This window comes from Leptospira perolatii (assembly GCF_002811875.1).
Classification (GTDB): Bacteria; Spirochaetota; Leptospiria; order Leptospirales; family Leptospiraceae; genus Leptospira_B; species Leptospira_B perolatii.
This window is the reverse complement of the sequence record NZ_NPDZ01000002.1, coordinates 472,513-491,093: the sequence shown is the minus strand read 5'-3', so window position 1 is coordinate 491,093 and position 18,581 is coordinate 472,513. Positions and strand designations below refer to the sequence as shown.

Here is an 18,581-nt window from a genome sequence, read left to right as displayed (position 1 = left end):
TCTACCACGGCAGCAATAAACTTAACCTTCTCGTCCATCGGTCGCACCTCTTTCCACGGCAAAGGCTTGTCCTCCTTTGCGTTTGTTTAGTGTTACCTATGTTCCCGGTCTATTCTGTTACCCATGTCTCCGGTTCATACCAAGGGCGGGGCTTAACAAAAAAAAATTACAAATACCAGAACGGCTTTCCTCCCCCAAAAAAACTCAATCCTCAAAAATAGGCCAGTCATCCACTTTTGATCGAGCAATCGCGACCATGATGACCACGAAGAAGACAAACATAATTGTGATAAACAATAAGCCCCTAAATATCGGGAGAAGGAAGACAGCGGAGAGTAGAACCGTCAGAGATCCGAGTGAAGGCAGGATAATCTTGTAGGCAAAATCTTTGCCAAAGACTCTCGGCGCATAAACATAGAACATGATTCCAGTTAGAACCCCGGAAATCAAAAAGGTAGGCCAGATTCCGATAAATCGAATTAGGTAAGTCACATACAAATAGTAGAAAACTAAAATGGAAACCAAGAAAAGATAATGCAAATAGTTGAATCTGATTTTCTGCACCTGACTGAATACAAAAATTACTAAAATAAAAACGATACAGGCTAAAGGAGACCTCGCCACTAAACTTTCTACTCGATCCAGATATTGATTCGCTTGGAGGAAGGAGATACCAATATCTTCCGTCGTGGTAAAATTCTCCAAATTGAATGAAACAATGGTTTTTCCGTTCTCCTTGACGATACGATGCGATAAACCGAATCGATACAATTCGAACTCATCTGAGTTCACAATAATTTTTGCATTTAATTTTTTTATAATACTATTCCTGTATTCGGAAGTTAAATATCTGAATACGTCGATTCCTTTTACCTTGTATTTGAGCCGGACTTCTAAGCTTTCTCCCGGTTTGAAATCACTCCATATGAGTGCAGGCTCATTAAAACGAATGTCAGTAAGAACTTTGTTTTTGTTGTGAATTTCTAGTACAAAATCAGTATATAGACTTGCTCCGCTTAACAAAACATCTACGAAAAGGAGGCTTTGAAGGTTCAAATATAACGGAAAAGTTTCCTTCGTTGAGTTTTGAATTACGTAGATTTCCTCGTTGCTCGCTTCGAACGCATTGAAGTTCAACCAAGAGAACGATTGCTCTTTATAATCAAGATTTGCCGAAAGCTGGATTGAATCAGGAGTTAAGACAGTGTCCAAGAAAGTCTGAGTCGGAACATAGTTCCCCGACTTTGCATCCCACACCTTTTCTTCGGCTTTCTTTTTTCGGATAAATTTCGGTAAAATGATTCCAATTTCCCCTCCCCAGGAGGCCTTAAAATCGGCGTAGGCTTTTCCGAATGTGCTAGATTTATGCTCCCCGATTCTGTCACTGGCCATCGCCAAAATGAGGGAAGAAGTCAGTGCAATTAGAAATAGCCAAAGGAAAATTTTGAAAAGTTTCATCGGTTCTACCTTACATTTTCTGGTACCATTCTATCTTGCGAAAAGCGAAAGACCGACAGGTTGCGAAGGAATTGGCCTAAATATAGACTTTTTACAGGGATTTTGGGGAATCCCGAAACGCTCTCAGCTTCTCGCTTCGAGTCTATTCGGATTTGGGGGGATTTTGCCGCGGAGCTGACGGGACTCGAACCCGCGACATCCTGCGTGACAGGCAGGCACTCTAACCAGCTGAGCTACAGCTCCTCGTTCGATAAACATGATTGTACGGAAGCCCACAGGGTCAACCCTTTTCAACGAAAAAGGGATGAATTTTTAAGTACCTTCTTGATTCTATTACATATCGGAGAAATAGTCCGTTGATAAGCACTTCTAACCGAGAGTTTTCAAACATGCTGCAAGAGAAAAAACCGAAAGATTTGTTAGAAGATAGAATCTTCACGATTTCTAATTTTCTTTCCGTAAGCCGAGTTCTCATGCTTCCGTTCTTCATGTATTTCACCCGCAAGCATATAGAATCTCCCAAAAATAGTGAGTATCTTTTTTTCTCGATTGCTACTTGCATCGGAGCTGTATTGACAGATTACTTAGACGGATTTCTAGCAAGACTCTTGGGACAGGAATCGGTTTTGGGAAGATACTTGGATCCGATTTGCGATAAGATCGTCACGGTTGGCGGGCTATCAGTAATTGTTCACTACTACGAATTTCCATTATGGATTTTATTGATTTATATTCTTAGAGAGATTTTAGGAATTTGGTTAGGTGGCTTCCTTTACTTAAAAAGAGGAATCCAAGGCAAGCCGAACTGGTGGGGAAAAATCGGAGTAGGAATCGTGGCAGCTACAGTGCTTTGGTACATGAGTCTGCCATTAATATCCCATCAATATCCTAAAGATCATTTCATACAGCATCCGGAATATTCAGGATATGTACTGATCTTAATTCTTTCTATCGGAGTTGTTGCTTACGCAAGAAGATACTGGGACATTGTATTTCATCCGGAAAGATTTATTTTGGATCCTAAAGATAAGAAGCAGAAGAAGAAGTATCAGCTGGTATGATTTTTCTTGACGCCCCCATGACCTCCCCCATCCTGTCAATCGCAACCGCTCGGGTGGTGGAATTGGTAGACACGCAAGCTTGAGGTGCTTGTGCCGGTTAGGTGTAGGGGTTCGAGTCCCCTCTCGAGCAACCTCCCTTCGAACAAAATCCAAGCAAACTACTCCGGATTGGTTAGGCAAAACGTAAAATGTCCGCAAATCCAGGATCTTTATCTGTGCAGGAATTCCTGCAAAAAGCTAGATTAGTTTCCTACGGTTTCCTTTCTCTTTTGCTTCTCGGTTTACTATTATTTTTCTGTGCTCCATTTTTACTTACATCGAATGCAGAAGCTAAGAAGTCTGACGCAATCGTATTGGAAGCGATCGAGACCGCGAGAAAAGACAAATGCAAGCAAGCGGCGACCTTGTGGAAGAAAGGCTTAGCGCCTAATATCGTGGTTCTCTATTCCCCTAGCACTCCAGAATCTGATTTGGGGATTTCAGAAGATCTAACAGAGAGTTTGCAAAGCTTTCTGAAGGAACAAGGAGTAGACGAAACTAAGATCTTGGTTTACACGATTGCTTCCGGATCCCAAGACTTTCCTAAGACCTTATTGAAAGTAGCATTGGATAGGCAGTGGAAAACTTTCACACTCGTAGGGAAACAATACGATTCTGCTACACTGCTCAGACTCTATAGATCCGTTTTGGAACCCGCAGGAATTTATCTAGCTGTTTCTAAAGTGCCGGAACAGAACAGTGCATCGGATTGGTTCCTAAAGCCGAAGGGCTTGGAATCGATTCTCGGAAGGCTGGCAAAACACTTGTATCTTATACTGATAGGAAATTAAAAATGTCCCAAGAATTAAAAGAAACGAATGAACTAATCGAACAAAGGATTCACAAAATCAGGGACTTAAAGGACAAGGGCATCGATCCTTATCCGATCCGCTTTTTCCCAGATTCCTATGCGGCGAACCTGATCGAAGCATATTCCCAAAAACCCACCGGTCCGGAAACCAAGTTTATCTTAGGTGGTAGATTACATTCCAAAAGAGTAATGGGAAAAGCAAGCTTCGCTCACCTAAAGGACAAATCTGGTGTCATTCAATTGTATGCGACTCGAGATGATTTGGGCGAAGATTCCTACTCTCTATTTAAAACTCTAGACCTAGGCGATATCATAGGTGTAGAAGGCTATCTCTTTCAAACTCAGAAAGGAGAAACCACTCTTCATCTAACTGCAGTTACTCTATTAGCAAAATGCATTCGACCTCTTCCGGTAGTCAAGGAAAAGGATGGAGTGATCTACGATGCTTTTGCCGATGTGGAGCAAAGGTACAGAATGCGTTATGTGGATCTGGTGGTGAACGATCATGTCAGAGATACTTTCGTAACTAGAAGTAAAATTGTCTCGGAAATTCGTTCCTTTTTGACCTCAGAAGGTTTTTTGGAAGTGGAAACTCCTATGATGCAACCGATCGCAGGTGGTGCGGCTGCCAAGCCTTTCCATACTCATCACAACGCCCTGGATATGCAGCTGTTCCTTAGAATCGCACCGGAACTATATCTAAAGAGATTGATCGTCGGTGGCCTAGACAGAGTTTTTGAACTGAACCGAAATTTTAGAAACGAAGGAATTTCTACAAAACATAACCCTGAATTTACGATGTTGGAACTTTACATGGCATTCGGGGATATGGAGAAAATGCTCGTTTTAACCGAAAAATTGATCACCTATGTTACGCAGAAAATCTGTGGCACATTAAAAATTCCTTATGGAAAGGACATGGTTGATTTGAGTGCACCATGGAAGAGAGTAAAGTACGTGGATATTATCAAGGAATATACTGGTATAGACTTTTCTTTGGTAAAAAGTGTCGAGGACGCAAAAGCGAAAGCATCCGAGATCAAAGTTGAGGTTTCGAATTGCGGTACGATTTGGAAAGTCGCCGACGAAGTATTTTCCGAGAAGGTAGAGCCTAACTTGATCCAGCCGGTATTCGTTACCGATTATCCAAAAGAACTTTCACCTTTGGCTAAATCGAATCCCAACAATCCGAATTATGTAGAAAGATTCGAACCTTACATAGTAGGGCGAGAGATCGGAAACGCCTTCTCAGAGTTAAACGATCCTTTTGATCAAAAAGAAAGATTCGAAGAGCAGGTAAAGCAAAGAGAAGCAGGAGACGAGGAAGCATTCATGATGGACGAAGATTATATTCGTGCCTTAGAATACGGAATGCCTCCGACGGGAGGACTCGGAATCGGGATCGATCGACTGGTTATGCTACTGACAAATTCGCATTCGATTCGGGATACAATCCTATTCCCTCTAATGAGGCCAGAATAACTCTGCTCTCAACAATTAGTGATTTGCGATATTCAGCTTTGCGTAAGTATCTAGGCTGGATTTAGTTTCTGATAAGTACTTTTGCAGAGAATTCAGATCACTCTTTGAAAGTGGATGTGTGACAGTTTTTTCGCGGGACGTAAAGCTGAATTGGACCTCCTTCGCTTGTTGGATCTTCTCATAAACATCCACCGGCAATAGAGACACGACTCGAACATTCTGACCGTATTCGGTGGAAACTTTTCGCAAATTGTGCCAGGTTTGATCTAGTTTTAGAGATAAGCCAACTGGAAAGCTCTCTTCAAAAGTGCTCATATAGTATTCTAAAAAGAGAGTTTTTTCCCCTGATCGATTATTCAAAAGTCCGCGGACACTCAAAGATCCGGAATCTCCCGCGCCACAAAACCATGCGTTTACGCAAACCGGAAGAGATCGAAATGTAATTTGCTCCATAACTGGTTCCGGCAATATCTGGATTTTTCCGGAGGAACAGGACAGTGCGAGCATAGATACAAAGAGGCAACTTACGATTCGAATCAGTCCTTTGGTAGTTGCTGTCAGATTGTTTCTCATGGGATCTCCTGCAAAATTGCGACAATTCTTACGGGAACCGGAGAAGCGTGAAGTAAAAAAATCCGATTTCCAGAGAAGTAGCGCATGCATTCTATGGTTGTATCACTATGATCTCTTACCCTAAAGAAAAGATCAACGTTCTTCTTTTGGAGAACATTCACCAAGATGCCTTTGACCTATTCCAGAAGGACGGGTTTAATGTAAGGGCGCTTTCTTATGCAATGAATGAGGAGGAGCTCTTAAAAGAAATAGAATCGATCCACGTCCTAGGGATCCGAAGTAAAACCAATATCACGGAACCTGTGATAAATAAGGCGAAGCGTCTGCTCACTGTAGGATGCTTTTGCATCGGTACAAACCAAGTTCGCTTAGAAGAAGCCGAAAAAAAAGGGATTCCAGTTTTCAATGCACCCTACTCAAATACCCGTTCTGTAGCGGAGCTGGTCGTTGCCGAAATCGTAATGCTGGCGAGGAGAGTTCCCGACCATATTCAAAACACTCATTCAGGAAAATGGAATAAGATTTCGAAGAATTGTTTCGAGGTTCGAGGCAAAACTTTAGGAATCGTTGGATACGGACATATCGGTAGCCAGGTTTCTGTACTCGCAGAAGCAATGGGGCTGAAAGTAGTCTATTATGACACGCAAACTGTTCTTCCTTTAGGGAATGCAACTCCGTTGAACTCCTATGAAGAACTGCTCTCAGTTTCTGACTTTATCACATTTCACGTTCCGGAAAACGAAAATACAATGAATTTGTATGGAAAGAAGGAAATCCAACTCACAAAGAAAGGTGCCTATGTGATCAACCTTTCTAGAGGAAAGGTAGTTGATTTGGAGGCTTTAGCGGAAGCACTAAAGAGCGGAAAAATTGCCGGAGCTGGAATAGACGTATTCCCGGAAGAGCCAGAGTCGAATAACGACCCATTCATTACTCCTTTGCAACAATTGCAAAATGTGATTTTGACTCCGCATATCGGTGGTTCGACGGAAGAGGCTCAAAAAAATATCGGGACAGAAGTGGCAAGTAAGCTTCTCAAATTCGTAAATAACGGCTCAACTTCTTTCGCAGTAAACTTTCCAAACTTAGAAATCTCACCGATTCCACCCGGAAGCTATAGGATTCTGAATGTTCACAAGAACCAACCCGGATTCCTAAAGGATATCAACGCAATGGTATCAGAGATCGGTGCAAATATCACTTCTCAACATTTAGGAACCAGTGCAGAAATCGGATACCTTTCTATGGTGATCGATAAAAGCGTTGGAGACGAACTAAAGGAAAAAATCGAAAAGCATCCCGGCTCAATCAAAACCAGGATCTTATATTAGGGATTTTTTATACAGAGGGAGCTCCGGCTTTTAATGTTTTCCCACGCTCTGTTATGCCACCAGCAAAGATTGTAGGAGCTCCTACAGGAATTCAGCTCTGTAAAAATGCTTGCAAAAAAGGAAGATTTCTGGTAGGAGCCGGGGTACCACCGCTGCCGCTCCGGCCCCCACCCAACCAGGGCGGGGCCCTGCTGAACTCTGCGTTATGCTGCTTTTTTATTCCTAAAGATGCTTAAATTCTAAGTAACAGAATCTCTTTTCCGAGCTCCCTCATAGTGTTTTCACAGAAGTTCCGATATGCGGAATGAAATAAAGTACAGCTTTAGGTAGTTCTGTGACTGTTTCGTTCATTATTTTACCGTATTTTACTAAAATAGAATAAATACTTCGTATTTAATGGGAGCGAGTATCAATATTGGGCATGATAATTGCTTTTAATTTAGAAAATGCGAGCACTCAGTTCGAAAATTTGCGCAGAGAATTCTCACGGATCAAAGTGCAAACTACGTTCTGAATCGTAAAAAAAACTTAATCTTTCTGTAAGCATTCTAGTTTAGCTTAAAAGAAAAAAGAGGAGCCCGCCATGAAGTACAGTAGAATTCCTCACACATTAAATGTAGGCTTCCAGATTATGGAAGAAAGTAAATTTCGCTTTGCAGAGAACGTATTACTAGGCTTGGTCCACAGATCTGAGGACCCTCTGGAGCCCGGTACAAACTTAGCTGTCAAGGTCGGAGTTTTAAGCCTTTCTGGTGCAATTGAAGTGCCCATGAAAGTAATCAAATGCCAAAAAGTATCCGAAGGTGAATTCGATATTTATTTGAATTATACCGAAAACGATTTTTCTAAAATTGAAAAATTAGAGGAACTCATTCGGGATTTAGCGTAAAAGAAAAGCAGGGTTCTTTCGCAAGGACCCTGCAAAGTTTACAGCTAAGATTAATTATCGATGTGTGCGCGCTATTGATTCCGCAGTGAACCGGATTTTATTCCTGCAATTAAGCAACAAATAGATCCGCCTTGCTGATCATAGTAAGAGGCACTCGGTTTATAGTTTGTTTATCCGGAAAATAGACGATTTCCTCGCCGACCAACTTTCTGTTTTTATCCAGTTCAATGATAGAACCGTCTTTCAAATGAAGAGTGATATCGATTCCGCGATAATTCACATATCTTTCTAGTTGGCTCTTGAATCTATTTTCTCTTTCCATGCTCGCCTCTTTTTAAAAACGTTGGAGGAAGCCTAAAAGAGCACAGAGAAAGTACAAGTTATTTTTAGACAAAAATTGATTTTTTTATTATGTCCCGACCATACGCAGTACGTAACATCCGTTTACTTAACGAGTCGTCATTCCAATTAAGTACATTAGTATTTAAGAATATACTAAAATAGACCGAAAAGCATGGAACCGCCAAGAAGCCAGTCTATTTCTCGTCGGCCTTCGTGCCATCGCGTAGCTCAGTTCATAATAAAAATTTAAAAGGGCAAAGGAACCTCAGTGGGCCCAGTCCAGGTAGTTCCGTTATCCAAGGTATAGTACGAATACAATCCGCTCCCTCCTCTGGATTTATCATTAATAAAAACTAATACTCCCATAGGATCTATTAAAGATCCAAACGCACTCGGAAAATGGTCCAGACCTCCGGCGGCAAGCGGAAGCGAGCTGAGGTTGACCTCGGCCCAGGAGCTGCCACCGTCTGTAGATCGGTAGAGCGGTCTAAAATTGGAACCGAAAGGTATATCCGAATGTTCAAAAGTGAGCAGGACTGTGGTTCCACTTACCATATTGGTTACATCAAAGATAGAAGTAGTTGCGCTCACAGCAGCAGAAGTAGTCGGAGTAGAAGAAAATCCAGCAGGTCCACCAGCGCTGAATGAGTTGCTAGTGGCGTTAATTCTCACCATAGCGCCGGCGGTCTCTAAGAAATATCCACCGGGTCCAGGGTTATTTAGTACGAACTGATTGTTTCCGTTTACCCCAAACCCCCCATTTGGATAAGTGCTCGGTAGAGCGGTGGTCACCGTGCTAGGATTGAATCCAGGACTAGGTGAGTTGACCACATTCAAACCAAAAGATCCGGGAGAGCCCGTCAATGTATCATAACAAACAAAATTAATTCCATCAATGAGCGGTTTCGCACAAGTGGCTAAAGAAGCAGAAATTCCAGTTGCTCCGCTGGTCGGAAAACTGTTGTTAAAGTAACACTGTCCAGTAAATACGCCGATCGGCAATTCGCACCATACAAAATTACCGCCTATGAAGGTTAGATTTTGAATCGTACTTCCTCCCCCACCAATCGGAGTAACCACCGAAAAGGTCATCACCTCGTTTTGGATCGGTAAGCTAGGATTGCTCCAGTAATAGTAAGTTGGTGGTGCCAATGGGTTCAGCACTTCGAATAACAAAAAGAAATTTGGAGTACTATCTTGCCCAAGTCCAATGAGTCTAGTATATCTACCTGTTCCGCTAGTCCCTGGAACATTCGTAATAGCAGTGGTCGTATTTCCACTTCCCGCAGAAATGATGATCGCAATGGTACTTGCATTCGGATCCAAGCCCTTGTTAACAGTAAGGTAGCTAAGATTGGTACCGCTAATTTGGCGAAATCTCTGGTCCCTGACCGGAAAATTCGTATACGGTGTGCTTCCCAATATGCTACTCAATAGGGATAATTGTGATTGTGGATCAAACTGGTTCTCCTCGAACTTGATACAAGCTGAAAGCAAGATGGTGAGTACAAAAAGGAAAGTTCTGCTCTTAAGTGGAAAATTTCGCATTGTTCTGCTTCCGTGATTATAGTAAAAGTCTTTGAAAAAAAAATTTCTGATCTAAAAACGATCTTAATATAAGACGAAATCTTTGCTTCTGTTCTTTGCAATGTTTCCAAAATTCAAGGTTCTGTCGATTCCGGCACTTCTGTAGGACCAGACCAAGTGGCTCCGCCATCTGTACTCGTGTACTGATACAAACCAGAACCCCCCAAAAACTGAGCATTGATTAGCATCGTCAAAGTGTTTACATTGATAATCGTACCATAAGCAGTCGGATAATTTCCAATACCTCCTGCGTCTAAAGGCAGCCCATTGAAACTAACTCCAGTCCAGTTCTGGCCTCCGTCCAAGCTCATGTATAAAGGTCTATCTGGAGTTTGGGAAGGAAGATCTGAATGATCAATAGACAAGACCAAAGACGGACCAGGACCGTTCAGCGATGCTTCAAAGATGACTGCTCCTGCACTAGCTACACTCGGCTCATTAATCGTAGTATTGTAAGTAAGAGTAACTGAACCTGAATTGTACATTAGGTCGGTGGATTTTCCCACGCCTATCGTGTTTGTATTTGTATCGAAAAAATACCCACCACCGTTATTCGGGTCCAGTGCATAGGAATAGACTCCATTTACTTGACTCGGTAAAGTCGGATAGCCGGACGGCAATGTGTGCGTTATACTGGAGGCAGTCATAACGGCGCTGTCTACTACCGGTCCGGTTAGAGTAATCGGAGAGCTCAAGGACAGAAAGTCAAAACACATTAAGAATGAGGCATTCAGCACAGGATTATTACAAGTGGTTATCCCAGAAACGGTAGAACCTACATTCGGAAAAGGAGGAGGTGAATGGTAACAAGCGCCAGCAATCCCTAAGGAAGGTTGTTCGCACCAAACATATTCAGAACCGAGTGCAGTTACATTTTGAATGATGGGATCCCCGTTCGGTGGAACAATCTGGGTAAATATCAAGTGGTCATCCTGCAAAGGAAGACTTGCTCCGGACCAATGGTAATACTGGAATTGTCCCAATCCGCTCGAAGTTTCAAATATAAGGAAAAGACTCGGACTGGAGTCTTGCCCCGCACCCACCAAACGAGTATAAGTTGTATCATTAGTTCCGGGTACGTTGGTCGATGCTGTACGAGTCGAGCCAGCACCGTCAGTAATAACTAAGTGAATCTTACTGTCGACCCCACCGAAACCTCGATATCGAGTGATATAGGTTAAGAAATTACCGCCAACAGTTCTAAATTTCTGGTCTCTAGTGGGAAAAAAGGAATACGGGGTGCTCGGCCCCGTCAAAAGGGTAATCAAGACTGAATTTTTTGAAAAAGGATCAAATATATGCTCATGAAATTTTAAGCATCCGCAAAAGAAGAAAACTAAGAAAAAAGGAACTTTGAAACTCCATCTCAGGACTTCTAACTTTCTCATACTTTCCTTCCCCGCGATTATTTAAAAACTACAGAATATATTAAAATACTTATATTCTAATATAAGGTATTAAATCTAAGCTCGGCGCGCACTCCATTAGAAGAAAGGGCAGAACTACCCTTTAGCTCGGTAGACGGCAAATCGAAGGAAGGGAAAAATTGCCATCCCTTCTTTAGAGCCAAACCTTCCTGATTAAAAACGACTTCTTCTTTCTCCCAAGCCATTCCAGTAAAATAAGCATGAATCAATTGAGTCAAATAGACAACTCCAATTAGCGCGATTGCATTATTCGCTCTAGTTACGCTTTCCTTATAAGCAGATCTTTTTCCCTCCGTATAGAATCTACCAAAGCCGACAGGAGAAGGACCAAAAAAAACAAGAGACTGCATCACCCTGCTATCATATTCAGACTTCGCATGCTGTGCTTGGTTATAAGTGACCGCTGCTCCTACTATGCTTAGACCGAAAATTCCTGCGTAAGTATACCCAGTGATTTTGCGATCTGCGTGCACATGACCCCAACCAGGTAATGCTGCAGACCTTTTTACAATCGACCATCTGCTCCGCCCGGAAGTTGTTGTCGGAGGTGGAATGAAGATAGGTTCTTCCTTTACCTCTTCCTTAGTTTCGGGAGGTTTTTCCTGAATTTTCTTTTCTTCCTCCTGGCGGATTTTTTTCTCTTCTTCCGTTGTAATCTCTTTGTAAATTACCTTCAGAATCGTACGTTTGGACAGAGTCATTTTCTTGCCCTCTTCCGTTACTATCTGAATGCTTTTCTCGTTTTGACCGACTACGTCCCCCCTAATTTTTCCGCCGTTTCTAAGCAGAATGGTCTGTACAGCGAAGACCTCGTAAGACGCAAAAAAGAGTATGGATAATATAAAATATAGAATTCGTTTTTGTATCACCTGATTCATTGTTCACCTAGGAGCTAATATCTTTCGATTGACCGAGCACAAATATATGCGTTTCGGATTGCATTTTCAGTCAATTAATTGATTAATTTGTTAAGAGACAAGTGATTTAACACTGAACGTTAAATCAAATAGAAGGTTCTCTGTGGGTTTTGGACGAAATTTTCAGTCCAGAATCAAATGATGTTCTGTATAAAAGTTCTCTAGTATTTCTTCCAAAGCTTCGGGCCTGTCATGATGCATATTATGCCCAGCGTTCTCGATCTCACGATAGGTCAGTGTTTTAAAGTGAGACAAGATTTCTTTCTGATCATCCAAAACTAAATGAGTGTTCTTACCATATACAATGAGCATAGGACACACAATGGTTTCCCAAAGATGCCGAGTAAACTGGGGACTGATAAACACTGGGGGCCCGTTCTTATGAACTGGATCGCTTTTCCACTGGTATCCGTCTTGAGTAGGTCGGACCAAGGTTTCTGCGATTTGCAAGAGTCTATCTTTTGGTAATCTGTGATAAAGTGGTGCAAGTCGATTTGCTGCTTCTTCAACGCTTTGGAAACTTTTCTGCCTTTTTTTCTCCTTTCCTGCAATGCTCTTCTCCCAGATTTCTAACCAGGAGCGAAACCTTCTTCTTTCCTTTTCTGGATCCTGAAGAGAACTAAAGCCTTCGAGACAAACCAAGGATTTCACCCTCTCCGGATACAATCCTGCGATCCTAGACGCGATCCCGCCTCCCATGGAATGTCCAAGAATGTGGAACTCCTCGGGAAGGAACTTGGACAAGAAAGTCTGAGTGTCCACCAGCGGAAGCATGAAATGATAAAAGCCCTCTCTCAACCATTCAGAATCTCCGTGTCCTCTATAATCAAACCTGTATAGATCGAAATGTTTGGAAAGAAACTCTTCTTGAAAAAGGAAGGTTTGGGAAGTGTCCATAAATCCGTGCAAAAGAAGGAGAGCCCTACCTTTTTGATTGTTCCGAATCGAATAAGAAAGTTTATATCCTCCAGACTCGAAAGTTCCCTTTTCCATATTCGCAGAAAGATTCTCCTTCACATTCCTTCCCTTATGAACCACTCAACTCCGGTTTGAGGGATTTGAGGGATCGGTATTTTTATCAAGGAAGAATAGTCCCAATTCTCGTCCCCCTGAAAATGCTGCAAAATTCTATTAATAAAATCTAATACGTGGTTTGTATAATGGACGCCGGTGGAATTTAAATTGCCTTCCAGCAACAGTTTCTCGAATTTCTCTTTCGATTTCTCAGCTTGCATCCTTGCTCCCCTAGCATTATGTTTTACATAAATCTTGTTTAAGGATATCGCAAGTTGTATCCAACCGTGCAATAAAATTCTCCTACTCCCTGTTTCTTTTTTCCATTGAAATTCGAAAACTTCGTGCACTTCGAAATATCTTCCTTCAGCAAATAATTTTCTTCCTTGATCCCAGGCAAAGTCAAAGGTAGGGATAGGATCCTTAGTAGAACTGATCTTGCTTAGAATCCCACGAATTTCGTCGTCAAACTCCATGGGCACCCCACTGCTCCGATGGAATTTTAGGGAGAGGAATTTCGAAGGCAGAAAGCGCATCTCTTACGTAATCCCTCCTTCTCATCCCGAGAAGTACAGTACCTCTTTCTAATATTGAAGAAAGTTGTTGGACCATCATACCGGACAATGTCGTAGGCGCGGGCACGTCGGTATAGAATTTATTCTTCAGACTCAGGAGTAGCGGCTCTAAGGATTGTTCCGAAGAAATCCGAATCCAATCTTCCAAAAGTGAAAAAGTTTTATTAAGATTTTCTGCATATTCGGCTCCAATTTCGGTTCCTCCCGATACTTGAAGCTGCTGCAAAGAGACTCTCAGAGCTGGAATCCAGTACATTCTTAAATTTTGATAGAACGCCTCCATACTGGAAATTACGTCCTTGGAGTTTTCCCAAAGACTACGTAGGCTCTGCGATTTTTGGGGCAATCCATGTCTCTTGAATATCTCCGATTCCCAGGCAAAAAAATTGGAAAGTTCGGATCGAATCCTGTTTCGGATTTCTGAAGCTTTTGAATCTCCGCCATAACTCAGCCTCACTAGGCCCTGGCTTGGATGAAAAGAATTTAGCGGACGATTTACCAAAGGCAAAAGATTATTCTTTTTACAAAGATCTAATATGTTTTCTCCATTAGAATTTCTATTTAGAAGAAAACCATCCTCGTACCAATTCGCAGGAAACTGAACGACAGAAAAGCCGTGATCGTCACCTATCTCTTCCTCTACCAATTTCAGGAGTTTAGAGAGAGAAGTATGGGTAAAATCCTCTTCCGGAACCGGAAATGTATTACTCGAAATTCCATACATCCTGATCTTTCCCTCTTTTCTCGCACTTTCTAAAAAACGGAACGCATGAACGATTCTTCTGTAATATTCTTGAATCGCTTCCTTACTTTTATCTGATTTATTCTGTCGATCCGATAAAAAGTACTCTGGGTTATGAAGAAGTAGACAATCCAGAGTTTCCAAGCCGAGTCTCTTTCGAGATCTTTCTAATTGGTCTTCCAGAAAACTGGGGGAAATACAATGAAAGCAATCTGGTTGGAATTCAGTAACCTCAAAGAACGGATTTCCCTTTTTCTTACGATCCTTTACTAATTCCATATTTCTGCCTTGGATATAACCGGCCTTTGTTACGACGAAAATTGATTCTCTAGTGAAAGTTCCTTTTGAAATTCCATCTAACAGTACGCTACCGACAAGCGTCTCGGCCTCCCCATCTCCGTAATTGGAAGAAACATCGATGCAGTTCACTCCATGTCTAAGAGCATCACTCATCGCATTTTTGTGCTCCGGGTCCCTTAGGCCCACTCGATAGCAACCGAAGGCTAGCTTAGAAAGAGTCAGTCCTTGGAAGAGATAATAAAAATTCTTCCGAAATTCAGTGGGATTCTTTGCAAACTCGTTGGAAACGGATAAGGATTCGGCAAAGCCGGATGTACTAGCGGGAGTTGCAAACCCCGGCAAAAGATCCTTTTGGTACAATTCGGAAAACGGATCGAATTCAGACATATTTTTACATTTCCATTTAAAAATGCTTTTCGCAGGAACTCCACTTTTTAGTGTTTAAATCGAACAGGGAAAGTCCGAAACTTCTGGCTTCACCCGGTCATTTCTCAAATAAAAATCGATGACTTCTTCCCATTATCTCACAGGAGACTTTCAATGGATTTTCAGGCTGGATATCTTCGGTCGTCCATCGGTAGAAAAACTATCGTTGGCTTAACCGGATTCATCTTCTTCGGCTTTGTGATCATTCACATGCTGGGAAACCTCCAGATCTACCAAGGACAAGAAAAAATTAACGCATATAGTCAATTTCTACACGATTTAGGGCCTTTGCTCTGGGTTGCAAGATTGATTCTACTCGTGTCCTTTGTAGTTCACGTTTATTTTGCAATCAAGCTGAGTATAGAAAACCGGCAAGCACGGCCGGTTCCTTATGTGAAAAAAAGCACGGTTCAAGCCACTCTTTCCTCTAGAATGATGGCATTGACCGGACTCTTGATCTTAGGAATTTTACTCTACCACCTCGCTCATTTTACACTCGGAATGACTGACCCGAAGGATTTCGCGATGGTCGATTCCAAAGGTCGTCATGACGTTTACTCCATGGTGGTGCTCGGATTCCAAAACCAAATCGTATCTATACTCTATGTTGTTTGGAACTTTATCCTGGCTTCTCACCTGATGCATGGTGTCTCTAGTGTGTTCCAAACCTTTGGTTTGAATACGCGTTTCTGGGCGCCTAAAACAAAGGCACTTGCGGTTTCCTTTGCACTCCTTATTTTTATAGGGAATACTTCGATTCCACTTTCTATCCTATTAGGATATGTTAAATTACCAGGAGCATAACACATGAGCCTAGATTCCAAAATTCCTTCCGGTCCGTTGGAAAAGAAATGGGATGAACACAAGGCCCATGGCAAATTGGTCAACCCAGCAAACAAAAGAAAATATACGATTATCGTAGTAGGTACCGGACTCGCAGGCGGATCCGCGTCTGCTACACTTGCAGAATTAGGTTATAATGTAAAAACCTTCTGCTTTCAAGACAGTCCTCGTAGAGCTCACTCGATTGCCGCCCAAGGTGGGATCAACGCAGCCAAAAATTATCAGAACGATGGGGACTCCGTCTATCGATTGTTTTACGATACGATCAAAGGCGGTGACTTCCGCGCAAGAGAAGCAAACGTATACAGGCTCGCACAAGTTTCTACAAACATCATAGACCAGTGTGTAGCGCAAGGAGTTCCTTTTGCAAGAGAATACGGCGGTCACTTAGACAACCGTTCCTTCGGTGGGGCACAAGTCTCTAGAACCTTCTATGCAAAGGGTCAGACTGGACAGCAGTTACTCTTAGGAGCCTATTCTGCACTTTCACGACAAATTGGTTTGGGGACTGTTCAGATGTATCCTCGCACCGAGATGTTAGAACTGGTCGTAATCGACGGGCATGCAAAAGGGATTATTGTCAGAGACATGGTCACCGGAAAAATTTCCTCTCACGTCGGAGACGCAGTAGTACTGGCAACTGGTGGATACGGAAACGTATTCTACCTTTCTACAAATGCGAAAGGTTCTAACGTAACTGCTAGCATTAAAGCGTACAAAAAAGGAGCTTACTTCGCAAATCCTTGTTATACGCAAATTCACCCGACTTGTATTCCTGTTACCGGGGACCATCAATCCAAACTGACTCTCATGTCGGAGTCACTCCGTAACGACGGAAGGATTTGGGTTCCTAAAAACAAGGGTGATAAGAGAAGTCCGGCGGATATTCCGGAAAACGAAAGAGATTATTACTTAGAAAGAAAATATCCTAGCTACGGAAACCTTTGTCCGAGAGATATCGCATCTCGTTCTGCAAAAGAAGTTTGTGATGCAGGCTACGGAGTCGGACCCGGAGGTCAAGGTGTTTACCTAGATTTCTCATCTGCAATCAAACGCTTAGGAGAGCACACGATCTCGGAAAGATACGGAAACCTGTTCCAGATGTACGAACAGATCACGGGTGAAAATCCGTACAAGGTACCAATGAGAATCTATCCTGCGGTTCACTACACGATGGGTGGGCTTTGGGTGGACTATAACCTAATGAGCAACTTGCCCGGATTATTTGTGATTGGAGAAGCAAACTTCTCTGACCACGGAGCGAATCGCCTGGGAGCTTCTGCATTGATGCAAGGATTAGCAGACGGATACTTTGTGCTTCCTTACACAATCGCGAATTACTTGGCAGAGGTCGGATTTGGAAAAACTCCTTCGATCGACCACGCCGAATTCAAAAAATCAGAGACCGACGCAAACGATCGAATTAAAAAATTCTTATCTATTAACGGCAAAAGAACCGTAGATAGTTTCCACCGAGAACTCGGAAAGTTGGTTTGGAATAACTGCGGAATGGCCAGAGACGACAAGGGCTTAAAGGAAGCTCTGCAGAAAATTCCGCAAATCAGAGAAGAGTTCTGGAAGAACGTAAATGTCCCAGGTTCAGGATCCGAAATCAATCAATCCTTGGAAAAAGCTGGAAGAGTTGCGGATTTCTTAGAATTCGCTGAGTTACTCTGTCTGGATGCACTAACGAGAGAAGAATCCTGCGGTGGCCATTTCCGTACGGAATACCAAGATTCTGAAGGTGAGGCAAAACGGAACGATGATAAGTTCTGTCATGCAACCGCTTGGGAATTCAAAGGCGTCGGCAACAAGCCCGTAGAACATAGAGAAAAACTAGAGTTTGAAAACGTGAAACTCGCTACAAGGAGTTACAAGTAATGGATCTCAAATTAAAAGTCTGGAGACAAAAAGATTCTAGTGATAAGGGCAAAATGGTCGACTATCCCGCAAAGGGAATCTCCCCAGATATGTCCTTTTTAGAAATGCTCGATGTCGTAAACGAGGAACTGATCGAGAAAGGACAGGACCCGATCGCTTTCGAGCACGATTGCAGAGAAGGAATCTGCGGTTCTTGCAATATCATGATCAATGGAGAAGCTCACGGGCCTCTGCCCGGAGTGACCACTTGCCAATTGCATATGCGCACTTTCAAAGATGGTGATACGATTTATTTGGAGCCTTGGAGAGCGAAGGCATTTCCGGTTCTGAAAGATTTGATCGTGGATCGAGCCGCATTTGATCGGATCATCCAAGCAGGAGGCTTTGTTAGCGTAAACACCGGTGGAGCCCCCGATGCGAATTGCCTTCCTATTCCCAAAAAGGATGCGGACTTGTCAATGGACGCCGCCACTTGTATCGGTTGCGGAGCTTGTGTCGCCTCTTGCAAGAATGCTTCTGCGATGTTGTTTGTTTCTGCCAAGATATCTCACCTTGCGCTACTTCCCCAAGGAAGAGTAGAGAAACAAGAAAGAGTGAAAAAAATGGTTTCCGCGATGGACAAAGAAGGATTCGGAAATTGTACAAACCAGTACGAATGCGAGGCTGTTTGTCCTAAAGAAATCAAGAGAGACTTTATTCGCGCCTTGAATAAAGAATACATCTTGTCCTGAGATCTAAGTACGGATTTCGTATTCAGAAAGGACCCTCAATTTCTGAGGGTCTTTTTATTTAAGTAGATCCTTCCTGCTTGCAATATCAGCCGCCCCGGAACAGATGTTCCGCCGTAGGAGCTCCTACACATTACCCCTTCCCGAAAAGACTT

General features: G+C 42.6%; 17 protein-coding genes and 2 tRNA genes. 9 read left to right on the top strand and 10 right to left on the bottom strand.

Features of this window, described 5'->3' with window-relative positions:
- Nucleotides 1-204: 204 nt before the first annotated feature.
- Nucleotides 205-1,458, bottom strand: coding sequence for a hypothetical protein (locus CH373_RS05985; protein WP_100715156.1), 1,254 nt, complete (start codon nt 1,456-1,458; stop codon nt 205-207).
- Nucleotides 1,459-1,627: 169 nt separating this feature from the next.
- Nucleotides 1,628-1,701: transfer RNA gene (locus CH373_RS05975), tRNA-Asp, on the bottom strand.
- Nucleotides 1,702-1,847: 146 nt separating this feature from the next.
- Between CH373_RS05975 and CH373_RS05970 the strand changes: the two genes are divergently transcribed.
- The 4 genes from CH373_RS05970 (at nt 1,848) to lysS (ending at nt 4,851) form a co-directional block, all read left to right on the top strand.
- Complete coding sequence (locus CH373_RS05970) at nt 1,848-2,519, top strand: CDP-alcohol phosphatidyltransferase family protein (RefSeq protein WP_100715159.1); 672 nt, start codon at nt 1,848-1,850, stop codon at nt 2,517-2,519.
- Nucleotides 2,520-2,566: 47 nt separating this feature from the next.
- Nucleotides 2,567-2,649: transfer RNA gene (locus CH373_RS05965), tRNA-Leu, on the top strand.
- 58 nt (nt 2,650-2,707) lie between these two features.
- On the top strand, nt 2,708-3,349 hold the full coding sequence (locus CH373_RS05960; protein WP_100715160.1) for a hypothetical protein: 642 nt from the start codon (nt 2,708-2,710) through the stop codon (nt 3,347-3,349).
- 2 nt (nt 3,350-3,351) lie between these two features.
- Nucleotides 3,352-4,851, top strand: coding sequence for a lysine--tRNA ligase (gene lysS, locus CH373_RS05955; protein WP_100715161.1), 1,500 nt, complete (start codon nt 3,352-3,354; stop codon nt 4,849-4,851).
- A gap of 15 nt (nt 4,852-4,866) precedes the next feature.
- On the opposite strand, the gene CH373_RS05950 is transcribed toward lysS, so the two are convergent.
- Nucleotides 4,867-5,424: a hypothetical protein gene (locus CH373_RS05950; protein WP_243393279.1), complete on the bottom strand. Its 558-nt coding sequence runs from the start codon at nt 5,422-5,424 to the stop codon at nt 4,867-4,869.
- Between the two features lie 107 nt (nt 5,425-5,531).
- On the opposite strand from CH373_RS05950, the gene serA reads away from it, so the two are divergent.
- Together serA and CH373_RS05940 are read left to right on the top strand one after the other, a co-directional pair.
- Nucleotides 5,532-6,755 carry a phosphoglycerate dehydrogenase gene (gene serA, locus CH373_RS05945; protein ID WP_100715163.1) on the top strand — a complete coding sequence of 408 codons (1,224 nt, stop codon included), beginning with the start codon at nt 5,532-5,534 and terminating at the stop codon, nt 6,753-6,755.
- Nucleotides 6,756-7,338: 583 nt separating this feature from the next.
- Nucleotides 7,339-7,644, top strand: coding sequence for a PilZ domain-containing protein (locus tag CH373_RS05940; protein ID WP_100715164.1), 306 nt, complete (start codon nt 7,339-7,341; stop codon nt 7,642-7,644).
- 109 nt (nt 7,645-7,753) lie between these two features.
- On the opposite strand, the gene CH373_RS05935 is transcribed toward CH373_RS05940, so the two are convergent.
- The 7 genes from CH373_RS05935 to CH373_RS05900 all read right to left on the bottom strand — a co-directional run bounded on the left by CH373_RS05935 (nt 7,754) and on the right by CH373_RS05900 (nt 14,935).
- Complete coding sequence (locus tag CH373_RS05935) at nt 7,754-7,966, bottom strand: hypothetical protein (RefSeq protein ID WP_100715165.1); 213 nt, start codon at nt 7,964-7,966, stop codon at nt 7,754-7,756.
- Nucleotides 7,967-8,232: 266 nt separating this feature from the next.
- Complete coding sequence (locus CH373_RS18620; protein WP_165778784.1) at nt 8,233-9,534, bottom strand: LIC11996 family lipoprotein; 1,302 nt, start codon at nt 9,532-9,534, stop codon at nt 8,233-8,235.
- A gap of 113 nt (nt 9,535-9,647) precedes the next feature.
- On the bottom strand, nt 9,648-10,961 hold the full coding sequence (locus CH373_RS05920) for an LIC11996 family lipoprotein (RefSeq protein WP_100715169.1): 1,314 nt from the start codon (nt 10,959-10,961) through the stop codon (nt 9,648-9,650).
- 56 nt (nt 10,962-11,017) lie between these two features.
- On the bottom strand, nt 11,018-11,878 hold the full coding sequence (locus CH373_RS05915; RefSeq protein ID WP_100715171.1) for an LA_0442/LA_0875 N-terminal domain-containing protein: 861 nt from the start codon (nt 11,876-11,878) through the stop codon (nt 11,018-11,020).
- A gap of 162 nt (nt 11,879-12,040) precedes the next feature.
- Complete coding sequence (locus CH373_RS05910) at nt 12,041-12,910, bottom strand: alpha/beta fold hydrolase (protein WP_100715201.1); 870 nt, start codon at nt 12,908-12,910, stop codon at nt 12,041-12,043.
- Nucleotides 12,911-12,930: 20 nt separating this feature from the next.
- Nucleotides 12,931-13,407, bottom strand: coding sequence for a DUF309 domain-containing protein (locus CH373_RS05905; RefSeq protein WP_100715172.1), 477 nt, complete (start codon nt 13,405-13,407; stop codon nt 12,931-12,933).
- Nucleotides 13,397-14,935, bottom strand: coding sequence for an aldo/keto reductase (locus CH373_RS05900; RefSeq protein ID WP_100715174.1), 1,539 nt, complete (start codon nt 14,933-14,935; stop codon nt 13,397-13,399). The genes CH373_RS05905 and CH373_RS05900 overlap by 11 nt, the downstream gene beginning before the upstream one ends.
- A gap of 153 nt (nt 14,936-15,088) precedes the next feature.
- Here CH373_RS05900 and CH373_RS05895 point away from each other — a divergent pair, with 153 nt between their 5' ends.
- From CH373_RS05895 to CH373_RS05885, 3 genes are read left to right on the top strand one after another with little or no spacing between them, the layout of a single operon-like run.
- A complete protein-coding gene (locus CH373_RS05895) occupies nt 15,089-15,778 on the top strand; it encodes a succinate dehydrogenase cytochrome b subunit (protein ID WP_100715175.1) in 690 nt (229 codons plus the stop codon).
- A gap of 3 nt (nt 15,779-15,781) precedes the next feature.
- Entirely contained in the window at nt 15,782-17,698 is a 1,917-nt protein-coding gene (locus tag CH373_RS05890) for a fumarate reductase/succinate dehydrogenase flavoprotein subunit (protein WP_100715176.1), read from the top strand.
- On the top strand, nt 17,698-18,429 hold the full coding sequence (locus CH373_RS05885) for a succinate dehydrogenase/fumarate reductase iron-sulfur subunit (protein ID WP_100715177.1): 732 nt from the start codon (nt 17,698-17,700) through the stop codon (nt 18,427-18,429). Before CH373_RS05890 ends, CH373_RS05885 begins: the two co-directional genes overlap by 1 nt.
- Nucleotides 18,430-18,581 lie beyond the last annotated feature (152 nt).